The following is a 17,136-nucleotide window of genomic DNA, read 5'->3' on the forward strand; positions in this document are numbered from 1 at the left end:
GGCGACCGCCGAGCTTGGCGTTCGCCTAATGCTCGTCCGCGGCAACGGCGCCCTGTTGCGCCTTGTGGATCGAGGACGGCACTACGCCGAAATATTTCCGGAACACGCGGCTGAAATGCGATGAGCTGGAGAAGCCCCAGGAGAACGCGACGTCGGTGATGGTCTTGCCGGCATGGGTCTCGAGCTCCTGGCGGCAATTCTGAAGACGCGCCTGCCAGATGTAGTCGCTCACCGTGGTGCCGCGCTCGGAGAACAACATGTGCAGATAGCGCTTGGAGCAGCCGAGCTCGGCGGAGATCTGGTCGATGCACAGATCCGGATCGCGCAAATGCTCGCGAATGAAGAACTGCGCGCGCACATACGTCGCTTCGGGCCCGACGCGATCGAGCATCGTGTCCGCCTCGCGCAGCGGCAGCAGCAAAAGGTCGATCAGCGAATCGGCGACGCCGACCGCACTGTTCGCCGACAGCTTGGCCGCCTCGTCGAAGGTCGCATGGACGAAATCATGGGCGATCCGCCCCGTCCCCGTGCGTGACGTCAATTTGCAGGCGGGCATTCGCTGCGACGGGAATCCGCGGTCGCGCAGCAGCGCCTTCGGCACGATCACCACGTCGTGGCGCGTGAAAGCGGGGCTGATGATCGAATGCGGGCAGGAGACGTCATAGGCGATGATGTCGCCCGGGTTCAGCTCGATGTGGCGGCCATCCTGCTCGAAATAGGACACACCGTAAGTCTGGAAGTGGATCTTGATGTACGGGTGCTCATTGGCCTTGGCGCGCGCCAGCGTGTGCGCGATGCGATGCTGGCTGACCTCGATCTGGCAGAGCTTCAAGCGCGAGACGGAGGTGTAGTCGATGCGGCCTTCGAGCGAGGACGCCTCCAGCGGATCGACGTCGAAATGCCCACACAGGCTCGTCAGCCCATCGATCCAGCTCTGGATCTGCCGCTTCGGCGTCATTCCCGTCGTCGAGAGCGTGTGTATTGTGTCGGACATTAATCCAGCCACTGGTTTGATCCGGAGATTCGATACGAATCGCAACCAGCGCTGCCGGAGCCCTCAGCCATGATTGCGTGACGTTTACCTCGATTTGAGCGATCTTCTAGAACGAGCGCCATCGTTCCATTGTCACCCTTGAAAGTTAATCCTCCGCCTTAGTCGCAGCGCCGTCAAGGGGAACCTGAGCGTTGAAGACGGCCCCAAAGCAATGCGGAAGCTGCTGAATTCGCTACTGCAAAATCAAAATCTTCGTGTCCGTGCGCTGTGAAGCAAACCAGCTTCTCTCTTGGGCAAGTTTCCCGATTACGAAGTCGTTACGAATTGCGGCAGGAACAACAAGAACGGGCCGCTCTGCACGTGGACCCGTGACTCTCATCAGGAGGAGGTAACACCACCGCATCGTTTCTGGTCCCAATCGTGACCGCCCTGCACGAGCAGACGCCGGACCAAAAGCCCGGTGATTAAGCAATGCTTCGGAAACAATAAACGAGACCAATGGAGGAATGACTATGCGCAAGGTACTACTGGCGGCCTATCTTGGCTCCGCGGCGGCTCTCGCCGTCGGCAGCGCGTCGGCCAACGATGAAGTGCTCAAGATGTCGCAAAACCCGAAAGACTGGGTGATGCCGACGGGCGACTACGCCAATACCCGCTATTCCAAACTGAACCAGATCAACGCACAAAACGTAGGCAAGCTCCAGGTCGCCTGGACCTTCTCGACCGGCGTGCTGCGCGGCCACGAAGGCGGCCCGCTGATCATCGGCAACATGATGTACGTCCACACGCCGTTCCCGAACAAGGTCTACGCTATTGACCTTTCCAACGAGAACAAGATCGTCTGGAAGTACGAGCCGAAGCAGGACCCGAATGTCATCCCGGTGATGTGCTGCGATACGGTCAACCGCGGCTTGGCCTTTGGCGACGGCAAGATCTTCCTGCATCAGGCCGACACCACGCTCGTCGCACTCGACGCCAAGAGCGGTCAGGTGGCATGGACCGCGAAGAATGGCGACGCCAGCAAGGGCGAGACCGGCACTTCGGCTCCAATGGTCGTCAAGGACAAGGTGCTGATCGGTATCTCTGGCGGCGAGTTCGGCGTTCAGGCCCACATGTCCGCCTACGACATCAAGACCGGCAAGCTGGCATGGCGTGGATACTCGGAAGGACCGGATGATCAGCTTCTGGTCGACCCCGAGAAGACCACAGCACTCGGCAAGCCGATCGGCAAGGACTCCAGCCTCAAGACCTGGCAAGGCGATCAGTGGAAGATCGGTGGCGGCGCGACCTGGGGCTGGATCTCCTACGATCCCGCGCTGAACCTCGTCTATTACGGCTCCGGCAATCCCTCGACCTGGAATCCGAAGCAGCGTCCCGGCGACAACAAATGGTCGATGACGATCTGGGCGCGCAACCCGGATACGGGCGTTGCCAAGTGGGTCTATCAGATGACGCCCCACGACGAGTGGGACTATGACGGCGTCAACGAGATGATCCTCTCGGACCAGACGATCAACGGAGCGCCGCGCAAGCTGCTGACGCACTTCGATCGTAACGGCCTCGGCTACACGCTCGATCGTGTCAACGGTGAGCTTCTGGTCGCCGAAAAGTACGATCCGAAGGTCAACTGGACCTCCGGCGTCGACATGGACAAGAACTCGCCGACCTATGGCCGTCCGAAGGTGCTCGACACAGCTTCGACCGACAAGGCGGGCGAGGACCACAACGTGAAGGGCATCTGCCCGGCCGCGCTCGGCACCAAGGACGAGCAGCCGGCAGCCTACTCGCCGGACACGCAGCTGTTCTACGTTCCGACCAACCACGTCTGCATGGACTACGAACCGTTCAAGGTGAGCTACACCGCGGGCCAGCCCTATGTGGGTGCGACGCTCTCGATGTATCCGCCGCAGGGTGAAACCCATATGGGTAACTTCATCGCCTGGGACGGCAAGACCGGCAAGATCGTCTGGTCGAACAAGGAGCAGTTCTCGGTCTGGTCGGGTGCACTCGCAACCGCGGGCAACGTGGTGTTCTACGGAACGCTCGAAGGCTACCTGAAGGCAGTCGATGCCAAGACCGGCAAGGAGCTCTACAAGTTCAAGACTCCCTCCGGTATCATCGGCAACGTCACCACCTACGAGAACGGCGGCAAGCAGTATATCGCAGTCCTCTCCGGCGTGGGTGGCTGGGCCGGTATCGGTCTGGCGGCGGGTCTGACCGATCCGACCGCAGGTCTCGGCGCAGTCGGTGGCTACGCGGCGCTCAGCAGCTACACGGCACTCGGCGGTACGCTGACCGTGTTCTCGCTGCCCAACTAGGCCTCTCAGCATCGCTCCGGCGCGTGGATCTACTCCACGCGCCGGCTCGTCTCACAGAATGCCTTCCGAGGAAAATCTCTTGCGTAAAATCTGCTCTGCCATCGCTGCGATGTTTTTGATTGCGTCCGGGGGAATTGCCGTCGCGGACGGCTCAGGTGATCCGACCGCCGTCAAGCAGAACGAAACCGGCGAATGGTCCGACAAGGAAGGCAACCCAACCTACAAGATCACGGAGGGCTCTGTGGACTGGTACACCTATTCCGGGTACCGCCGCTATCACTCGGACTGCCATGTGTGTCACGGCCCGGATGGAATGGGCTCGACCTACGCCCCGGCGCTGAAGGATTCGCTGAAGACGATGAGCTACGCGGATTTTCTCGGCGTCGTCGCCTCCGGCCGCAAGAACATCTCGACTGCCCAGGAGAACGTGATGCCGGCCTTCGGCGATAACCCGAACGTCGCCTGCTACATGGACGATCTCTACGTCTATCTGCGCGCCCGCTCCAACGAGGCCTGGGGCCGCACCCGACCTGGCAAGCACGAGGACAAGAACGACGCCTATACCAAGAACGAAGATTCGTGCATGGGCAACAAGAAGTGAACGTGCGGAGCCCGACCAGGACCTGGTTCCTGGCGCCCTGCTAGAATTTGAGGAGTTTACGATGAAGACACGCGCCGCCGTCGCTTTCGAAGCCAAGAAGCCGCTCGAGATAGTGGAGGTCGATCTGGAAGGACCGAAGGTCGGCGAAGTCCTGGTCGAGATCAAGGCGACGGGCATCTGCCACACCGACGCCTACACGCTCGACGGCTTCGACAGCGAAGGAATCTTCCCGTCGATCCTCGGCCATGAGGGCGCCGGCATCATTCGCGAGATCGGTCCTGGCGTGACCTCGGTGAAGCCGGGCGACCACGTCATCCCGCTCTACACGCCGGAATGCCGGCAGTGCAAAAGCTGCCTCAGCCAGAAGACCAATCTCTGCACCGCAATCCGCGCGACTCAGGGCAAGGGCGTGATGCCGGACGGCACCAGCCGCTTCTCCTACAAGGGCAAGCCGATCTACCACTACATGGGCTGCTCGACCTTCTCGAACTTCACCGTGCTGCCGGAGATCGCGGTCGCCAAGATCCGCGAGGACGCGCCGTTCGACAAGAGCTGCTACATCGGCTGCGGCGTCACCACCGGCGTCGGCGCCGTCGTCAATACCGCCAAGGTCGAGCCGGGCTCCAACGTCGTGGTGTTCGGCCTCGGCGGCATCGGCCTCAACGTGATCCAGGGCGCCAAGATGGCCGGCGCCGACAAGATCATCGGCGTCGACATCAACGACTCCAAGGAGGAATGGGGCCGGCGGTTCGGCATGACCGATTTCGTCAATCCCAAGAAGATCACCGGCGACATTGTCCCGCATCTCGTGACCCTGACGGACGGCGGCGCCGACTACACCTTCGACTGCACCGGCAACACCACGGTGATGCGCCAGGCGCTGGAAGCCTGCCATCGCGGCTGGGGCACCTCGATCATCATCGGCGTTGCCGAATCCGGCAAGGAGATCGCCACCCGCCCGTTCCAGCTCGTCACCGGGCGCAACTGGCGGGGCACCGCCTTCGGCGGCGCGCGCGGCCGCACCGACGTGCCGAAGATCGTCGACTGGTACATGAACGGAAAGATCCAGATCGACCCGATGATCACCCACACGCTCAAGCTCGAAGACATCAACAAAGGCTTCGAGCTGATGCATGAGGGCAAATCCATCCGTTCAGTCGTCGTGTTCTAGTTCGAAAAGCGTCACCCCCAAGGAGGATCGACCCATGACTGTTGCACTCCATCCCTCGATCGATAACGGCCTCAAACAGGGCAGCGGCAGCTTTGCCGGCGGCACGCTCGTATGCAAATGCAAGGACCATCAGGTCAAGGTCGCCGTCAAGGGCGACGTCGCGCACAACCACGCCTGTGGCTGCACCAAGTGCTGGAAGCCGCAGGGCGCGAATTTCTCCGTCGTCGCCGTGGTGCCGCGCCAGAACGTCAGCGTGATTGAGAACGGCGACAAGCTCCAGATCGTCGACCCCTCTGCGGTGATCCAGCGCCATGCCTGCAAGGCCTGCGGCACCCACATGTACGGCCGCATCGAGAACAAGGGCCACCCGTTCTACGGCCTCGACTTCATTCACCCCGAACTGTTCCAGGAACAGGGTTCGCAGGCACCGCAATTCGCCGCCTTCGTCTCCTCGGTGATCGAAGCGGGCGTGAAGCCGGAGGAAATGCCCGGTATTCGTTCGCGGCTGAAGGAAATCGGCCTCGAGCCCTATGACTGCCTGTCGCCGGCGCTGATGGACGCGATCGCGACCCACGTGGCGAAGGCCAAAGCCGCCTGAGCCAAGCCGCCTGACGTTTGCCGCGCCCGTCCGCTCGCTGGTTCTCGCCAGCGAGCGGACGGGTCCGGCCCCAGGACCAATCGCGGCGATGCCCCCGCTTCTCCACTCTGCGTATACGAGGGCCATCAGGTCCCTCAGTCCTGGTCTCTGAATGACTGCGCAGGGCCGCCGGCTTCCTGCTTGAAGTCCGCAGCGCTTGCGTTTCTCCCTCCCTCGACTGAGGCATCCTGCTTCGTCCGCACAGTTCTTCTGGCGGACGAAGCTTTTTTCATTGTGCCCGTTTCGGGAGGCGCGCTGTGTGATGCAGCGCCCTGCTTTTGACAAACCTTCGTTGCAATCTTTTCCCGTCGATAACAGCTGACTAGAGAACAGCTGACTAGAGAACGGCTGACTAGAGAACGGCTGACTAGAGAACACTTGGCTGTGAACGCCGGACCGAGGCGATCTCTGCTACGATTGCGTCGTCACGATGCCGCGCGAAACTAATAATCAAGAACAAGACGGAGGTATCGAGCACATCCGGACATGACACTCGCATTCCTGCTTCCTGCCGGGATCTGCCCGCGCTGGATGACGGCCGGAACGCGACGACACGACGCAGCAGGCATTGCACCGACCGACGTCGGGACAATTTGAAATCGGCAAGCTTATGAAGAGCGAGGGACGATCATGATCAAGGTGAAGATCAACGGCCAGGAACAGAGCTGGGACGGCGACCCGGATCTCCCGCTACTCTGGTTCCTGCGCGACGAGGCCGGGCTGACCGGCACCAAGTTCGGCTGTGGCCAGGCCCTTTGCGGCGCCTGCACCGTCATCGTCGACAAGGAAGCCGTGCGCTCCTGCATCACATCGATCAACGACGTCGCCGGCCGCGAGGTCACGACGATCGAGGGACTGGATCCGAACGGCGATCACGCGGTGCAGAAGGCCTGGCGCCAGGTCAACGTACCCCAATGCGGCTTCTGCCAGGCGGGCCAGATCATGCAGGCGGCGGCGCTACTGATGGACAACCCAAAGCCGTCGCACGACCAGATCCGCGAAGCGATGGCCGGCAACATCTGCCGCTGCGGCTGCTACCAGCGCATTGAGAACGCGGTCTATCTCGCATCGACGGGAGTGTGACATGAATTTCATCGACAATCCGGGGAAGCTTCGCGGCTTCGAAAAGAACATCAAGGTCGAGAAAGTCTCGCGCCGCAGCATCCTGAAAGGGCTCGGCATCACCGGCGGCTTCGTGCTCGCTGCCCCCGTGATGTCGCGCCAGGCGTTCGCCTATGAGACCGGCGCCGGCAAGATGCCGCATGGCGTCGTGGTGGACCCGCGCGTGTTCGTCGCGGTCGCGCCCGACGGCACCGTCACCATCCTCGCCCACCGCGCCGAGATGGGTACCGGCGTGCGCACCAGTCTGCCGCTGATCGTAGCGGAAGAAATGGAAGCTGACTGGTCGCGAGTCAAAGTGCAGCAGGCTCACGGCGACGAGGTCAAGTTCGGCAACCAGGACACCGACGGCTCGCGCAGCACGCGGCATTATCTGATGCCGATGCGTCAGATCGGCGCCTCCGCCCGCACCATGCTGGAACAGGCCGCGGCCAAGCGCTGGGGCGTGCCGGCGACCGAGGTCAAGGCCGTCAATCACGAGGTCGTCCACAGCGCGACGAGCCGCAAGCTCGGCTTCGGCGAGCTCGCAGCCGATGCCGCCAAGGAATCGGTGCCGAGTATCGAAGGCCTCAAGCTGAAGGACCCCAAGGACTTCCGCTATCTCGGCAAGGGCCAGGTCGGCATCGTCGATCTCCACGACATCACCACCGGCAAGGCGCGTTACGGCGCCGACGTGCGGCTGCCTGGCATGAAGTATGCCGTGATCGCGCGCCCGCCGGTAACAGGCGGCAAGCTGGTCTCGTTCGATCCGGACGCGGCGCTGAAGGTCCCCGGCGTCGAGAAGGTGATGCAGGTGCGCGGTTGGCCGTGGCCGTCGAAATTCCAGCCGCTCGGCGGCGTTGCCGTGATCGCGCGCAACACCGGCGCGGCGATCAAGGGCCGCGACGCACTTAAGCTCACCTGGGACGACGGTGCCAACGGCAAATACGACTCCGTCGCCTACCGCAAGGAGCTCGAGGAAGCCTCACGCAAACCGGGCCTCGTCGTGCGCCAGGAAGGCGACGCCGATGCTGCCCTGAAGGGTGCCGACAAGATCATCGTCGGCGAATATTATCTGCCGCATCTCGCCCATGTCAGCATGGAACCGCCGGTGGCGGTCGCCGACGTCAAGGGCGACAAGGCGGAGATCTGGGCACCGGTGCAGAGCCCGGGCGGCACACGCGAGGACGTCGCCAAGACGCTCGGCATCCCCGAGGGCAATGTCACGGTCAACGTCACCCTGCTCGGCGGCGGTTTCGGCCGCAAGTCGAAATGCGACTTTGCGCTCGAGGCCGCGCTGCTGTCGAAGGAGCTCGGCGCGCCCGTGAAGGTGCAATGGACGCGCGAGGACGACGTCCGCCACGACTTCCTGCACACGGTCTCCGTGGAACGGATCGAAGCGGGCCTCGACAAGAGCGGCAAGGTGATCGCCTGGCGCCACCGCAGCGTGGCTCCCAGCATCGCCTCGACCTTCGCCGCCGGTGCAAATCACGAGGCGCCCTTCGAGCTCGGCATGGGCCTCGTCGACATGCCGTTCGAGATCGCCAACATCTCTTGCGAGAACCCGGAAGCCGCGGCGTTCACCCGCATCGGCTGGTTCCGCTCGGTCTCGAACATCCCGCGCGCCTTCGCGGTACAGTCGATGGTCGGCGAGATCGCGCATGCGACCGGCCGCGACCAGAAGGAGACGCTGCTGGCGCTGATCGGCAGCCCGCGCATCGTCAAGCCGGCCGTGAAGGACATGTGGAACTACGGCGAGCCCTTCGACAGCTATCCGATCGACACCGCGCGCCTGCGCAAGGTGGTCGAGCTGGTCGCCGAGAAGGGAGAATGGGGCCGCGCGGTCGCCAAGGGCCATGGCCTCGGCATCGCCGTGCACCGCAGCTTCGTCAGCTATATCGCGACCATCGTCGAGGTCGCCGTCGACGACAAGGGCAAGCTGACGGTGCCGCGGGTCGACACCGCGATCGATTGCGGCACCTATGTCAACCCCGAGCGCATCGCCTCGCAGATCGAGGGCGCGGCGATCATGGGGCTGAGCCTCGCCAAATACGGCGAGATCAGCTTCAAGGACGGCAAGGTGGAGCAAAAGAACTTTGACGACTTCCAGGTCCTCAGGATGGATGAATCCCCGCTGGTGACCAACGTCTACATCGTGCCGCCCGGACCCGACACGCCACCGAGCGGAGTCGGCGAGCCCGGCGTCCCGCCGTTCGCGCCGGCGCTGATGAATGCCATCTTCGCCGCGACCGGAAAGCGCATCCGCAACCTTCCGCTCGGCAAGCAATTGGAGGCGTGAGAGCTTGGTCCGGAAAAGTGGACACCGGTTTTCCGAACAGACCATGCTCAATCAGGAAAGGGCGCGATAGAAGTCTATCGCGCTCGGGAACACAAAGCGGCTTCGCGCCGTTTCCATCGATCTGACAGGAGCAGATCGATGACCCAAATTTCAAAGGCGCTCGCAGTTTCGCTGTCGAGCGCCTTTCTTTTGACGACCACAGGCGTGTTCGCCCAGAACAACACGGCGCCGCCAACCACGGCCACGCGCCCCAGCACGCCGGACCAGAACTCCCTGCCCAACGCCAATGCCCCGCCGCCCTCGACCACCCAGACCACCGGGCAGCACAATCCGGATCCCAAGGTTCAGGAAATGAACCGGAAGGAAAAGGGCAAGGTAGAGCGCGAGGGGAAGTAGCGATCTGGCGTCGCGTGCGACCGCATCGTCATGGCCGGGCTTGTCCAGGCTTGTCCCGGCCATGACGACTTCGTGGCGCGGGCAGCAATCCCATCCCGTCACGCAAAATGCGGCGGACGTTGCCGTCCGCCGCATTTGCCCCCTGACACTCCGCTTCTTTCGATCCGCCAGCGGAGCTTACTTCTTCAGCGCGAACACCCAGATGACGCCGCCCTGCGGTACGTTGGCTTCGATACCGATATTGTTGGTCACAAGTGCATCCTGGATGCGCTGCGCATCCACGCCCCATCCCGACTGGATCGCGATGTATTGCGTGCCGTCGATCTCATAGGACACCGGCATGCCCATGATGCCGGAGTTGGTCTTCTGCTCCCACAGCAGCTCGCCACTCTTGGCGTTGAAGGCGCGGAAGTTGCGGTCGTTGGTGCCGCCCACGAAAACGAGGTCGCCTGCGGTCGCCGTCACCGATCCGAACAGCTGCGACTTGGGGAAGTTGTGTTGCCACATCTTCTTGCCCGTAACGGGATCCCAAGCCTGGAGCTCGCCGAAATGATCGGCGCCAGGCTTCGTCTTCAGGCCGATGTCCTCCGGCTTGGTGCCGAGCCAGAGTTCGCCGGGCTTGAGCGGAACCTTCTCGCCGGTGAACCCGCCACAGAAATTCTCGTTGGCGGGCACGTAGACGAGGCCGGTCTTCTGGCTGTAGGCCGCCGACGGCCAATCCTTGCCGCCCCACAGCGACGGACAGAACTCCACGCGCTTGCCGACCATCGGCTTGTGCGCGGGATCGAGGATCGGCCTGCCGCTCTCGGCATCGATGCCCTTCCAGACGTCGGTGGAGACGAACGGCCAGCCGGCGATGTAGTTGATCTTGGTCGGCGTGCGCTCGAGTATCCAGAAGATCGCATCGCGTCCCGGATGGACCAGGCTCTTGATGGTGCGGCCGTCGCGTTGCAGGTCGATCAACATCGGCGCTTCGACCTCGTCCCAATCCCAGGAATCGTTCTGGTGATACTGGTGATAGGTTTTGATCTTGCCGGTGTTCGGATCGAGCGCGAGCACCGACGAGGTATAGAGATTGTCGCCGGGATGCATCTCGCCGGGCCACGGCGCGGCGTTGCCGACGCCCCAATAGATCGTCTTGGTGTCCTTGTCGTAATTGCCGGTCATCCAGGCCGAGCCGCCGCCGTTCTTCCAGTCCTCGCCCTGCCAGGTGTCGTGGCCGGGCTCGCCTTCGCCGGGAATGGTATAGGTCCGCCACAGCTCCTTGCCGTCCTTGGCATCATAGGCGGCGACATAGCCGCGCACGCCGAACTCGCCGCCGGAGCCGCCGACGATGACCTTGCCGTCGACGATCAGCGGCATCAGGGTCATGTACTGGCCCTTCTTGTAGTCCTGCACCTTGGTGTCCCACACCACCTTGCCGGTCTTGGCATCGAGCGCGACGACATGGTCGTCGGTGGTGGCGAGATAGAGCTTGTCCTCCCAGAGGCCGACGCCGCGGCTGGTCGGATGCAACTGGAACAGATCGTCGGGGAGCTGCCGCTTGTAGCGCCAATATTCGTCGCCGGTCTTGGCGTTCAGCGCGATCACCTGCCCCATCGGGGTCGCCACGAACATCACGCCGTTGTTGACGATCGGCGGCGCCTCGTGGCCTTCGACGACGCCGGTCGCGAAGGTCCAGACCGGGGTGAGGTTCTTCACATTCGAGGTGTTGATCTGGTCGAGCGGGCTGTAGCCCTGCCCGTCATAAGTCCGCCGGTAGAGCATCCAGTTGGCGGGCTCCGGGTTTTCCAATCGCTGCGCGGTGACCGGCGCGTAGTTCTCGACCGGGCCTGATACGGCGGCGGTCGAGGCAAGACACGTGAAGGCGACGAAGCCGGACAGTAACCATTGCTTCCTGGTCATGGACGTTCCCCTTTTTCATCCGTTTGAATTCTTATTTTGAATTGTTGTTTTGAATTCTTGTCGTTCGTCCCGTCGTCCGCCCATCGGCGGATGCGGCCTCTCGTGACGCGGGTACGACCCGCACCGTCCATCATCCTGGCTGCACGCCACCTACCTTTCCCATGAAGTTCCCGGCTACGCTGAGCGAACCGTCAGCGAGCGCCAGCGGCAGCGCCGCGAGCCGTCGCGGCGCTGGCCCGAACACGACTTGCGCGCCCGCGCGAGGATCGTATTCGGAGTTGTGGCACATGCACTTGAACACCTCCTTGTCGCCGACATCGCTCTTCACCCAGGCAGTGACGGGACAGCCGGCATGCGAGCAGATTGCCGAATAGGCGATGATGCCGTCGACGGCGCGTGCTTTCGTCTGCTCGTCGAGCTCGGCGGGATCGAGCCGGATGATCAGGATCTCGTTGAGGCGCGAAGCGCTGCGCACGACCGACGTCTTTGGGTCTTTCGGCCAGGCTTGCACCGGCGGTCCGCCGACCGACAGATCGGCCGCGGTAATGAGCTTCCCTTCCCGATCGCCTTCCGAGAAGACGAGCACATCACCCTTCTGCGGCCGCTCATCCGAGCCGGGCGGATCCTCTCCTGCTTGCACCTGCGAGGCACAGCCAAGGCAAGCAGTGGTGGCGAGCGCACCGAGCAAAAGCGTTCGCCGCGTCTGCTCGATGCCGGCGTCGACGTCAGGCTCCGCGACATTCTCGGAGGATGAGGAATGGGTGATGAACGATGCGCTGGACATGCAATTAGGAGGCGCTGGAACTCTGCCGAAAACAAGGCGAAGGATTGGCGCCGCAATGCATCAATATGGCTTTGCTCGCTTTGATTGAGCAAGAATGAACGCAATCGAACGGTTTTCGCAATTTCAACGTCACATCACGCGCTTCGCATGATGATTTTGCAGACCAGCCCGATGATATCGGAATTGGTGCGCCGCCCTACCCGTTACGCAAAGGCGAAACAAAGTCGCTGTATGTCTGCAGGCAGACCGATCGTCCTTAGGACCTGAGCACGTGACGCGGCGCGGCAATCCGACCCGCCAAGGTGGCCGACGCCATCTCAAAGCTGTCGGCGATGCGGCGCGCCTTGTCGATGAACAGCGCGGCCGCCGCGGGCGGACAGACTTCGTGCGCGGTCGGTTCGAACAAATCCAGCCAGCGGTCGAAATGATCGCCGGCCAGGCTCAGCGGCATATGCGCCCGCATCGGGGAGCCGTGGTAGCGGCCACTCATCAGAACGACCGATGACCAGAAGTCCCTGAGATTGGCGAGATGCTCGTCCCAATTCCGCACCCTCGCGAACACGGGGCCCAGCAGTGCATCCTCGCGCACGCGTCCGTAGAAGCGGGTGACGAGTTCGCCGATCATCTCTTCGGTGATCCCCGTGCGCTTGATCGCGTCCTGGGTCAGCAGGTTCCGCCGCTCGGCCGCAGCCTCGCGCTCGGCCTTCAATCGATCCGACATGTCCTTTGTTATCCGTTCCGTTGTTCCCGCAGGCCGCCCGTTCGACATTGTGAGCTCAATTGCGCGCGGCGTCTTTGTCGCAGCGCAAATTGCGGGGTCTGGCGGCGAGTACCAATTGCCCGCCGCCTGCGCCATTGTCAGGCGCTGTAGGTGTAAAAGCCCTGTCCGGTCTTGCGGCCGAGATGGCCGGCATCGACCATTTCCTTGAGCAAGGGGGCCGGACGGTATTTGGGGTCGTTGTAGCCTTTGTAAAAGACCTCCATCACCGACAACATGGTGTCGAGCCCGACGAGATCGGCGAGCGCCAGCGGCCCGATCGGGTGGTTGCAGCCGAGCTTCATCCCGGCATCGATCTCTTCCGCCGTCGCAATCCCTTCCTGGAGCGCGAAGATCGCTTCGTTGATCATCGGGCACAGGATGCGGTTGACGGCGAAGCCGGGGCTGTTCTTGGCGGTGATCGCCACCTTGCCGATGCGCTTGGCGAAATCGAGCGCTTTGGCGTGGGTGTCGTCGGAGGTCTGCAAGCCGCGGATGAGCTCCAGCAGCGCCATTACCGGTACCGGATTGAAGAAGTGCATGCCAATGAAACGGTCGGGGCGGTCGGTCGCCGCGGCGAGCTTCGTGATCGAGATCGAGGAGGTGTTGGTCGCGAGCAGCGTGCGCGGCGACAGCGTCGCGCAGAGGTCCTTCAGGATCTTGACCTTGAGCTCCTCGTTCTCGGTCGCGGCCTCGATGACGAGGTCGCAATCGATGAGCTTCGCGCGGTCGGTGGTGCCGGTGATGCGCTTGAGCGTCGCGTCGCGATCGCCCGCCGACATCTTCTCCTTCTTGACCAGCCGCTCGAGGCTGCCGCCGACGGTCGAAATCCCGCGGTTCACCGCCGCATCGGAAATATCGACCATCACGACCGAAAGCCCGGCCGCGGCACAAATCTGCGCGATGCCGTTCCCCATGGTCCCTGCCCCGATAATTCCGACGGTTTGGATCATTGCCTCAAATCCTTCATCCTTACGGACGTGCCATACCGGCACCGCCCCATTGTTCCTGAATCAGGGTCTAGCACCGCCACCGGGCGGGTGCGACCTGATCCTGCCCTTCCTTAAAGCATCCAACGCGGGAATAAAGCCGCCATTCGGCCGCGAAACAGCATGATTCGGCGCCTCCTGGCCTGTTAGGCCCGAGCTATCTGCGGCTTCCTCCCCCAAGAGCGCCGAGGGTCCGGGAGGACCGTGCCCGAGGCGGGGAGCGCCTCAATCGAGACGAAGCACCTTGCCCGGATTCATGATGTTCTTGGGATCGAGCGCCCGCTTGATCATGCGCATGATGTCGAGCTCGGTCCGGGAACGATAGTACTGGAGCTCGTCGAGCTTCTCGATGCCGATGCCATGTTCCGCCGAGATCGAGCCGCCCATGGAGGTGACGAGGTCGTTGACGGCCCGTGAGATCGCCGCGGAATACTGCTTGAGCGTAGCGCGGTCCATGCCCTTCGGACCCATGAAGGAGAAGTGCAAATTGCCGTCACCGATGTGGCCGAGCGGGTAGGGGCGGATCGTCGGCAGGATTGCGCGTACGGCCTCGAGACCGCTGTCGATGAACTCTGGAATCCTGGAGATGGCGACCGACACGTCGTAGCTCAAGCCCGGCCCTTCGGTACGAGATGCCTCGGCCACGCTCTCGCGAATGCGCCACATGTTGCGCGACTGCGTTTCGGTTTGCGCGATCACCGCATCCAGCACCCGGCCCGCCTCGAGCTGGTCGGCCAAAAACTGCTCCATCTTGTCCGACATGCCCGTGCCGCCGTCTTGCCGGGGCCGGGCCGACGACCATTCGAGAAGGAGATACCACTCGGTCTCCGCCTTGAGAGGATCCTGGGTCCCGGGAACGTGGCGCAGCACCATGTCGGTGCACGCTCGGCTGATGAGTTCGCAGGAGCCGACATTGTCATCGGAAGCGGCATGCGCCTCCGACAGGAGGTCGATGGCTGCCTTGGCATCGCGGATCGCAAGCCATGCCGTGCACACGTCTTTCGGCGCCGGCCAAAGCTTCAGCACCGCCTTGGTGATGATACCGAGTGTCCCTTCGGCGCCCATGAACAGGTGCTTGAGGTCATAGCCGGTGTTGTCCTTCTTGAGTGCGCGCAGGCCGTCCCAGACATCGCCGTCAGCCAGCACGACCTCGAGACCCAACACCAGATTTCGCGCATTGCCATAACGCAGCACCTGCACGCCGCCGGCATTGGTGGACAGATTGCCCCCGATCATGCACGAGCCCTGAGCACCCAGGCTGAGCGGAAAGAGGCGGTCGTGGCGCGCGGCCGTGTCCTGAAGCGTCTGGAGGATGCAGCCCGCCTCCACGGTCATGGCGTAGCCGACGGGGTCGACATTCAGCACCCGGTTCATGCGACCGAGCGACAGCACGATGCCGCGGTGCATAGGCCATGGCGTGGCACCGCCCATCAGGCCGGTGTTGCCACCCTGCGGCACGATGGCAATGCCGTTGTCGTAGCAGAGCTTGACGACAGCGGAGACTTCCGCAGTGCTGGCCGGACGCACGACCGCCGCGGCCTGTCCCGCCAGTTCGCCGCGCCAGTCGGTCACGAAGGGCTGCTTGTCTTGCTCGTCCAGGATCAGGCCTTTGCCGCCCACGATTGCCCGCAAGCGGTCGAGAATAGCTGACGTCACGGGCGCGGTCGGAATCGAGGGAGCGGTGGGAAGGGCTGCACCCGGCATGTGTTCCTCTCTTTGCGGCTGTTCTGCGCCTTGGGCGCACCGGCCTTCGTTCTTGTTTTCTGTTCTGGGCGGTTTCGCGATGACCCTAGCACAGGGGTCGCGCGGGCGGGAACGCCTCCGGCCGTGAGGCTGGTGCGGATTGCCTGGAACGCCGAATGCAAGCGCACTTCCGCGGAGGTCCCGCATACCCTACTGTGCCGCGATCAAATTCGGATTGGAGATCATGAGCCGTTTCTGGAGTCCGGTCGTCCACACGCTTTCGCCCTACGTCCCCGGCGAGCAGCCGAAGCAGGACGGCATCGTCAAGCTCAATACCAACGAGAATCCCTACCCGCCCTCGCCACGCGTGCTGGCGGCCGTCGCATCGGCTGCGGAGCGGCTGCGCCTTTATCCCGATCCGGGTGCGACGCGCCTGCGCGAGGCGATCGCGGCGCATTGCGATGTGAGGCCCGAGCAAGTGTTCGTCGGCAACGGCTCCGACGAGGTTCTGGCCCACACTTTCCAGGCTCTTCTGAAGCACAATATGCCGCTTCTGTTTCCCGACGTCACTTACAGCTTCTATCCCGTTTATTGCGGCCTCTATGGAATAACGCACGACGAGGTGCCGCTCGATGCCGCGATGAGAATCGATATCTCCGACTACAGGCGACCATCGAGCGCCATCCTTCTCTGCAATCCGAACGCCCCGACCGGCATCGCCCTTCAGCGCGACGCAATCGCATCGCTGCTTGCCGAACAACCGGACCGGCTGGTGGTGGTGGACGAGGCCTATGTCGATTTCGGCGCCGAGAGCGCCGTGCCGCTGGTTGCACGCCACGACAATCTGCTGGTCATCCAGACCTTCTCGAAGTCGCGCTCGCTCGCTGGCCTGCGGGTTGGTTTTGCCATCGGTCAACGACCGCTGATCGAAGCGCTGGAACGGGTGAAGGACAGCTTCAACTCCTATCCCGTCGATTGCCTCGCTATCGCCGGCGCCGTCGCCGCGATCGAGGACGACGGCTGGTTCCGCAAGACCCGCGCCCGTATCATCGCGAGCCGCGAAACGCTGGCCCGCGAGCTTGGACAACTCGGCTTCGAGGTGTTGCCGTCGCTCGCAAACTTCGTTTTCGCGCGCCATCGAAGCCGGAGCGGAACAGATCTTGCGGCAGCGCTTCGCCAGCGTGGCGTTCTGGTCCGGCATTTCGGAAAGCCGCGCATCGAGGATTTCCTGCGCATCACCGTAGGAACGGAGGCCGAGTGTGCCCGGCTTGTTGAAGTGCTGCGCGGCTTGATCTGAGCCCCGACGGTCGCGGCATCGGCCAGCGTCAATCGATGATGCCAAACGCGGCCTCGTGCCATGCCGCCCGCGGCTTTTGATTTCCGGTCAAATTCGGGTTACCAGACCGCTCCGCCGCTGCTTTGCACGACGATACCCTCAGGGAAATATACGTGAATCACCTCCGCAGTCCCGAAATCGACGCACCCGAGACATCGTGGCGGGCGC

The 17,136-nt window shown here is 62.9% G+C and carries 14 protein-coding genes; 8 read left to right on the top strand and 6 right to left on the bottom strand.

Annotated elements, in window-relative coordinates; all coding sequences use genetic code 11:
* Positions 1–25: 25 nt before the first annotated feature.
* Positions 26–994 carry a helix-turn-helix domain-containing protein gene (locus IVA74_RS27665; protein ID WP_247349589.1) on the bottom strand — a complete coding sequence of 323 codons (969 nt, stop codon included), beginning with the start codon at positions 992–994 and terminating at the stop codon, positions 26–28.
* 512 nt (positions 995–1,506) lie between these two features.
* Here IVA74_RS27665 and xoxF5 point away from each other — a divergent pair.
* From xoxF5 to IVA74_RS27700, 7 genes are all read left to right on the top strand, one after another.
* A complete protein-coding gene (gene xoxF5, locus IVA74_RS27670) occupies positions 1,507–3,312 on the top strand; it encodes a lanthanide-dependent methanol dehydrogenase XoxF5 (RefSeq protein ID WP_247349590.1) in 1,806 nt (601 codons plus the stop codon).
* A 109-nt stretch (positions 3,313–3,421) separates the two neighbouring features.
* Complete coding sequence (locus IVA74_RS27675) at positions 3,422–3,913, top strand: c-type cytochrome, methanol metabolism-related (protein ID WP_247349663.1); 492 nt, start codon at positions 3,422–3,424, stop codon at positions 3,911–3,913.
* 61 nt (positions 3,914–3,974) lie between these two features.
* Positions 3,975–5,084, top strand: coding sequence for an S-(hydroxymethyl)glutathione dehydrogenase/class III alcohol dehydrogenase (locus IVA74_RS27680; protein WP_106946409.1), 1,110 nt, complete (start codon positions 3,975–3,977; stop codon positions 5,082–5,084).
* Between the two features lie 34 nt (positions 5,085–5,118).
* Entirely contained in the window at positions 5,119–5,682 is a 564-nt protein-coding gene (gene gfa / locus IVA74_RS27685) for an S-(hydroxymethyl)glutathione synthase (protein ID WP_247349591.1), read from the top strand.
* Positions 5,683–6,351: 669 nt separating this feature from the next.
* Positions 6,352–6,804 carry a (2Fe-2S)-binding protein gene (locus tag IVA74_RS27690; RefSeq protein ID WP_247349592.1) on the top strand — a complete coding sequence of 151 codons (453 nt, stop codon included), beginning with the start codon at positions 6,352–6,354 and terminating at the stop codon, positions 6,802–6,804.
* A gap of 1 nt (position 6,805) precedes the next feature.
* The gene (locus tag IVA74_RS27695; RefSeq protein WP_247349593.1) at positions 6,806–9,118 is read left to right on the top strand and encodes a molybdopterin cofactor-binding domain-containing protein; all 2,313 of its coding nucleotides are present in this window, start codon (positions 6,806–6,808) and stop codon (positions 9,116–9,118) included.
* A 138-nt stretch (positions 9,119–9,256) separates the two neighbouring features.
* Entirely contained in the window at positions 9,257–9,514 is a 258-nt protein-coding gene (locus IVA74_RS27700) for a hypothetical protein (protein ID WP_247349594.1), read from the top strand.
* A 177-nt stretch (positions 9,515–9,691) separates the two neighbouring features.
* On the opposite strand, the gene IVA74_RS27705 is transcribed toward IVA74_RS27700, so the two are convergent.
* The 5 genes from IVA74_RS27705 to IVA74_RS27725 all read right to left on the bottom strand — a co-directional run bounded on the left by IVA74_RS27705 (position 9,692) and on the right by IVA74_RS27725 (position 15,653).
* Positions 9,692–11,419 carry a methanol/ethanol family PQQ-dependent dehydrogenase gene (locus tag IVA74_RS27705; RefSeq protein ID WP_247349595.1) on the bottom strand — a complete coding sequence of 576 codons (1,728 nt, stop codon included), beginning with the start codon at positions 11,417–11,419 and terminating at the stop codon, positions 9,692–9,694.
* A gap of 130 nt (positions 11,420–11,549) precedes the next feature.
* Entirely contained in the window at positions 11,550–12,203 is a 654-nt protein-coding gene (locus IVA74_RS27710) for a Rieske 2Fe-2S domain-containing protein (protein WP_247349597.1), read from the bottom strand.
* Positions 12,204–12,459: 256 nt separating this feature from the next.
* Positions 12,460–12,924: a group III truncated hemoglobin gene (locus tag IVA74_RS27715; RefSeq protein WP_247349598.1), complete on the bottom strand. Its 465-nt coding sequence runs from the start codon at positions 12,922–12,924 to the stop codon at positions 12,460–12,462.
* A gap of 137 nt (positions 12,925–13,061) precedes the next feature.
* Positions 13,062–13,913 carry a 3-hydroxybutyryl-CoA dehydrogenase gene (locus tag IVA74_RS27720; RefSeq protein WP_247349600.1) on the bottom strand — a complete coding sequence of 284 codons (852 nt, stop codon included), beginning with the start codon at positions 13,911–13,913 and terminating at the stop codon, positions 13,062–13,064.
* A gap of 261 nt (positions 13,914–14,174) precedes the next feature.
* The gene (locus IVA74_RS27725) at positions 14,175–15,653 is read right to left on the bottom strand and encodes an FAD-binding oxidoreductase (RefSeq protein WP_247349602.1); all 1,479 of its coding nucleotides are present in this window, start codon (positions 15,651–15,653) and stop codon (positions 14,175–14,177) included.
* 223 nt (positions 15,654–15,876) lie between these two features.
* Here IVA74_RS27725 and hisC point away from each other — a divergent pair, with 223 nt between their 5' ends.
* Positions 15,877–16,929, top strand: coding sequence for a histidinol-phosphate transaminase (gene hisC / locus IVA74_RS27730; RefSeq protein ID WP_247349603.1), 1,053 nt, complete (start codon positions 15,877–15,879; stop codon positions 16,927–16,929).
* Positions 16,930–17,136: the final 207 nt, after the last annotated feature.

Origin of the sequence: Bradyrhizobium sp. 132 (assembly GCF_023074185.1) — a bacterium.
Lineage (GTDB): Bacteria > Pseudomonadota > Alphaproteobacteria > Rhizobiales > Xanthobacteraceae > Bradyrhizobium.

Coding starts and splice junctions, on each gene's coding strand:
- gfa (WP_247349591.1), top strand. CDS start 5,119: ATGACTGTTGCACTCCATCCCTCGATCGATAACGGCCTCAAACAGGGC.
- IVA74_RS27680 (WP_106946409.1), top strand. CDS start 3,975: ATGAAGACACGCGCCGCCGTCGCTTTCGAAGCCAAGAAGCCGCTCGAG.
- IVA74_RS27710 (WP_247349597.1), bottom strand. CDS start 12,203: ATGTCCAGCGCATCGTTCATCACCCATTCCTCATCCTCCGAGAATGTC.
- IVA74_RS27665 (WP_247349589.1), bottom strand. CDS start 994: ATGTCCGACACAATACACACGCTCTCGACGACGGGAATGACGCCGAAG.
- IVA74_RS27675 (WP_247349663.1), top strand. CDS start 3,422: ATGTTTTTGATTGCGTCCGGGGGAATTGCCGTCGCGGACGGCTCAGGT.
- xoxF5 (WP_247349590.1), top strand. CDS start 1,507: ATGCGCAAGGTACTACTGGCGGCCTATCTTGGCTCCGCGGCGGCTCTC.
- IVA74_RS27715 (WP_247349598.1), bottom strand. CDS start 12,924: ATGTCGGATCGATTGAAGGCCGAGCGCGAGGCTGCGGCCGAGCGGCGG.
- IVA74_RS27725 (WP_247349602.1), bottom strand. CDS start 15,653: ATGCCGGGTGCAGCCCTTCCCACCGCTCCCTCGATTCCGACCGCGCCC.
- IVA74_RS27690 (WP_247349592.1), top strand. CDS start 6,352: ATGATCAAGGTGAAGATCAACGGCCAGGAACAGAGCTGGGACGGCGAC.
- IVA74_RS27720 (WP_247349600.1), bottom strand. CDS start 13,913: ATGATCCAAACCGTCGGAATTATCGGGGCAGGGACCATGGGGAACGGC.
- hisC (WP_247349603.1), top strand. CDS start 15,877: ATGAGCCGTTTCTGGAGTCCGGTCGTCCACACGCTTTCGCCCTACGTC.
- IVA74_RS27700 (WP_247349594.1), top strand. CDS start 9,257: ATGACCCAAATTTCAAAGGCGCTCGCAGTTTCGCTGTCGAGCGCCTTT.
- IVA74_RS27695 (WP_247349593.1), top strand. CDS start 6,806: ATGAATTTCATCGACAATCCGGGGAAGCTTCGCGGCTTCGAAAAGAAC.
- IVA74_RS27705 (WP_247349595.1), bottom strand. CDS start 11,419: ATGACCAGGAAGCAATGGTTACTGTCCGGCTTCGTCGCCTTCACGTGT.